4 protein-coding genes and 1 pseudogene are annotated in these 3,353 nt (G+C 74.4%); all 5 read right to left on the minus strand.

Annotated elements, in window-relative coordinates; all coding sequences use genetic code 11:
• Nucleotides 1–547 (minus strand): annotated as a pseudogene (locus G3I65_RS51710) (GNAT family N-acetyltransferase); the annotation flags it as partial.
• A 56-nt stretch (nt 548–603) separates the two neighbouring features.
• Nucleotides 604–1,440, minus strand: coding sequence for an alpha/beta fold hydrolase (locus G3I65_RS51715; RefSeq protein ID WP_160703362.1), 837 nt, complete (start codon nt 1,438–1,440; stop codon nt 604–606).
• A gap of 15 nt (nt 1,441–1,455) precedes the next feature.
• Entirely contained in the window at nt 1,456–2,187 is a 732-nt protein-coding gene (locus G3I65_RS51720; RefSeq protein WP_160703364.1) for a VOC family protein, read from the minus strand.
• Nucleotides 2,188–2,245: 58 nt separating this feature from the next.
• On the minus strand, nt 2,246–3,013 hold the full coding sequence (locus G3I65_RS51725) for a maleylpyruvate isomerase family mycothiol-dependent enzyme (protein WP_160703366.1): 768 nt from the start codon (nt 3,011–3,013) through the stop codon (nt 2,246–2,248).
• Nucleotides 3,003–3,353, minus strand: a 351-nt coding sequence (locus G3I65_RS51730) for an SAV_6107 family HEPN domain-containing protein (RefSeq protein ID WP_239071968.1), incomplete at its 5' end; no start/stop codon positions are given. The genes G3I65_RS51730 and G3I65_RS51725, both read right to left, overlap by 11 nt.

A 3,353-nucleotide genomic window follows, 5' to 3' on the forward strand; every position in this document is an offset into this window, starting at 1 on the left:
CGCGGGTCAGCTCCAGCTGGACGAACGGCGCCCAGCGGCGGCGCGCCACCAGCGCGTTGTCGCCGGCCAGCGCGAACACCGCCCGGTGCCCGCTCTCGATGCGGGCCGGGTTCGCCTCCGTGGCGGGCACGAGGGTGACCACGTCCGCGGCGAGAACGTCCTTCAGCACTTCGGCGAGGCGGTCCGGGTCGTCGACCGCGCGGCGGGCCGCCAGCAGCGTCGACGCGGAGGGGTCGACCAGCTCGTGGACGTCGGCGTCGATGATCGCGGTGCATTCGCAGCCCTCGGCGCGCAGCGCTTCGACCAGCCGACGCCGGGGCAGGCCGGCCGCGGGGCGCAGCACGATCTCGTCCAGCACCCCGCCGGGCACCGGCAGCACGCTCAGGCCGAGGATGTTGCACTCCAGGTCGGCGAGCCGGATGGCGAGGCGGGCCAGGGTGCCGGGGTGGTCGTGCACCCGCACCCGCACCCGCCACGCCGACGCGCCGGCGGGTTCCTCGACGACGGCCGTCCGGCCCGGCTGGGGCAACGCTCTGGAGGTCTCCATGCCCCCACGGTCCCCGGTGGTTGTTGCCGGGCCAGGACGCCGGTGTTTCGCGCAGATCAGCGTTCGACGCGGCCCGGCAACCCCGCCGAAACACTCGTCAGCCAGGACCGCAGCTCCGTCGCGAGCGCGACCGGGGCGTCCAGCTGGACCAGGTGCCCGGCGTCGCGGATCGGGGTGAACTTCGCGCCGGGGATGCCCGCGGCGAGCCGCTCGCCGATGGCGATCGGGATCCAGGTGTCCTCGGTGCCCCACAGGACGTGCACGGGCAGGTCGGCCCGGTCCAGGAGCCTCTCGATCTCGGCCAGGTAGCTCTCGTCGTACGCCGCGATCTGGCGGTACAGCGCCGGCTGGCCTTCCTCGCCGAGCCACGGGGCGGCGAGCGCGTCGACGTCGGCCGCGCGCAGTTCGCGGTGGCTCGCGTTGGCGACGTAGGCCCGGACCAGCGCCTCGTGGATGTACGGCGGCACCCGGGCGAGCACGTCCGGGTGCTCCTTGACGAGCTGGAAGAACGGCGAGCCCGACGGCGGGATCGCGACGGCGTCAACCAGCAGCAGCGACGCGTACGGCACGCCGTGCACCAGGTGGGCGCGCAGCGAGACGACGCCGCCGTAGTCGTGGGCGACGACGTGCGGCCGGTCGAGCTCCCAGTGCGCGAGCAGCGCCCGGAAGGCATCGGCCTGGACGTCGAAGCCGACCTCGTGGCCGGCGTCCTTCGAAGACCGGCCGTAGCCGGGCATGTCCCACAGGTAGACGGTGAAATCGCCGCTCAGCGCCTCGGCGAAGGGCCGCCACAGCCACGACGACCACGGCGTGCCGTGGCAGAACACCACCGGGGGCCCGGAGCCGGCGCGTTCCCAGGCGATCCGGCGCCCCTCCCAGTCGAAGGTCTCCATGACCTCCAAGCTAGGTCACCGCGGGGTGAGCACGCAGAACTCGTTGCCCTCCGGATCGGTCAGCACGCGCCACGGCAGCGCCGGTCCGCCCAGGTCCGCGGGCGCCGCGCCGGCCGCGACGACCTCCTTCACCGTCGCGGCGTGATCGGTGCCCGCCGGGGGCGCGATGTCCAGGTGGACGCGGTTCTTCCCGCGCTTGACGTCTTCGGTGCGGAGGAACTCCAGCCACGGCCCGCGCCCGGACGGCGCGCGCAGGCCCACCAGGACGTCGCCTTCGCGGGCTTGGACCGGCCAGCCGGTGAGCCCCGCCCAGAACGCCGCCAGCTGCTCCGGTTCGTGGGCGTCGACCAGGATCGACGCGACCGCGCCCGTCCCGGCGTAGCGCTCCCGGGGTTCGAGGACGCAGAACTCGTTGCCCTCGGGATCCGCCAGCACGACCCACGGCACCGCGCCCTGGCCGACGTCGACCCGGTCACCGCCCAACTCGAGGGCGCGCGCCACCAGCTCGGCCTGGTGCTCGGGGGTCTGGCTCGCCAGGTCCAGGTGGATCCGGTTCTTCACCTCCTTGGCTTCCGGGACCGGGACGAAGACGAGGTCCAGGTCCCAGCCGTCGGTCTCCGGGGCGCGCACATCGATCTCGCCGAGCTCTTCGACGACGGCGGTCCAGCCGAGCAGCGCGGCCCAGAAGTCCGCCAGGACCTCCGGCCGCGCCGCGTCGACGACCAGGTTCACCAGGCGCGTGTTCATGCGGCGCAGGCTAACCGCCACCCCCGACAGTTCCGGTTCGGCTTCCCCACCGGCCGGTTCATCGGGTCGCGAGCCGCAGCAGCGCCCAGAGCTGGGCCGCCTGGTCGTGCACACCCCGCACGGTCACCGAGGTCAGGGACGCACGGCCCCAGAGCCACAGGTAGATCCGCCCGGGTTCGGCCGTCACGACGTCGTCCGCGGCTTCGGCCTCCTCGGCCGAACAGCGCCAGGCTTCCGTGGTTTCCGGTCCGGCGCGAGCGATCCAGCTGTGCGCGCCGGCGCGCACGCCGACCGATCCCGCTTTCGTGCCGGTCAGCCCGAGCATCGGCAGCTTCTGGCCGAACCACAGGGTGAGCGCCTCGTCGACGCCGTCGATCGCGAGGTCGTCGGGCACGCCGCGCGGCTCGGTGCCCGCCGCCTGTTCGACGTCGACGCGGTGGATCAGCGTCTCGTGCAGCATCCGGCGCCGCCAGAACCCGTAGGTCGGGTCCGCCGGCCACCAGGTGTCGGCGCGCTCGGCGGGGTCGTGGGCGGCGAGCTCGTCGAGCAGCTCGGTGAGCCCGGCCTCGAGGAACTCGTGGAGCGGCTGGCCCGGTTCGGGATCGCGCTGCCAGTCTTCGGGGATGCGGCCGTCCGCGAGCCGGCGGCGGACCATCCGGTACAGGCTCCCGACGTGCCGCGCGACCTCGCCGAGCGACCAGCCCGGGCAGGCGGGCACCGGCGCTTCGAGCGGAGCGGCGTGCACGGCCTCGGCCAGTACCCGGCCCTCGATCCCCAACGCCGTGAGCAGCCGCCCGTGGTCGACCGGGCCGTGCTCACGCGACATGGGCTTCCCCGCTGATCGGCAGGCCGTGCACCAGCCGGCGCACGAGCTCGAGGAACAACCCGGCGGCGCGGACCAGCTGAGCGGCCGACTCCCCGGTGACCTTCCCGGTGATCCCGGCCTGCGCGGCGGCGCGGGTGGCGGAGTTGCCCGCGAAGAAGGCGGACCACTCGCGCAGCTCGGGCGCGACGGAGTCGAGCAGCACCCAGCTACTGGCCGGCCGAGCCCGCCCCCGATGCGGCCGCCCCCGCGCTTCGAGCACGGCGGCGGCCCCGCGCAGCGCGGCGAGGTAGGCCCCGATGAACCGCTCGGAGACAACGCTCTCCCGCTCGGCCTCGGCCAG

The organism is Amycolatopsis sp. SID8362, from assembly GCF_010550475.1.
Lineage (GTDB): Bacteria > Actinomycetota > Actinomycetes > Mycobacteriales > Pseudonocardiaceae > Amycolatopsis > Amycolatopsis eburnea.

Excerpts from the sequence above, each read along its gene's own strand:
- G3I65_RS51715 (WP_160703362.1), bottom strand. The coding sequence starts at position 1,440 with ATGGAGACCTTCGACTGGGAGGGGCGCCGGATCGCCTGGGAACGCGCC.
- G3I65_RS51720 (WP_160703364.1), bottom strand. The coding sequence starts at position 2,187 with ATGAACACGCGCCTGGTGAACCTGGTCGTCGACGCGGCGCGGCCGGAG.
- G3I65_RS51725 (WP_160703366.1), bottom strand. The coding sequence starts at position 3,013 with ATGTCGCGTGAGCACGGCCCGGTCGACCACGGGCGGCTGCTCACGGCG.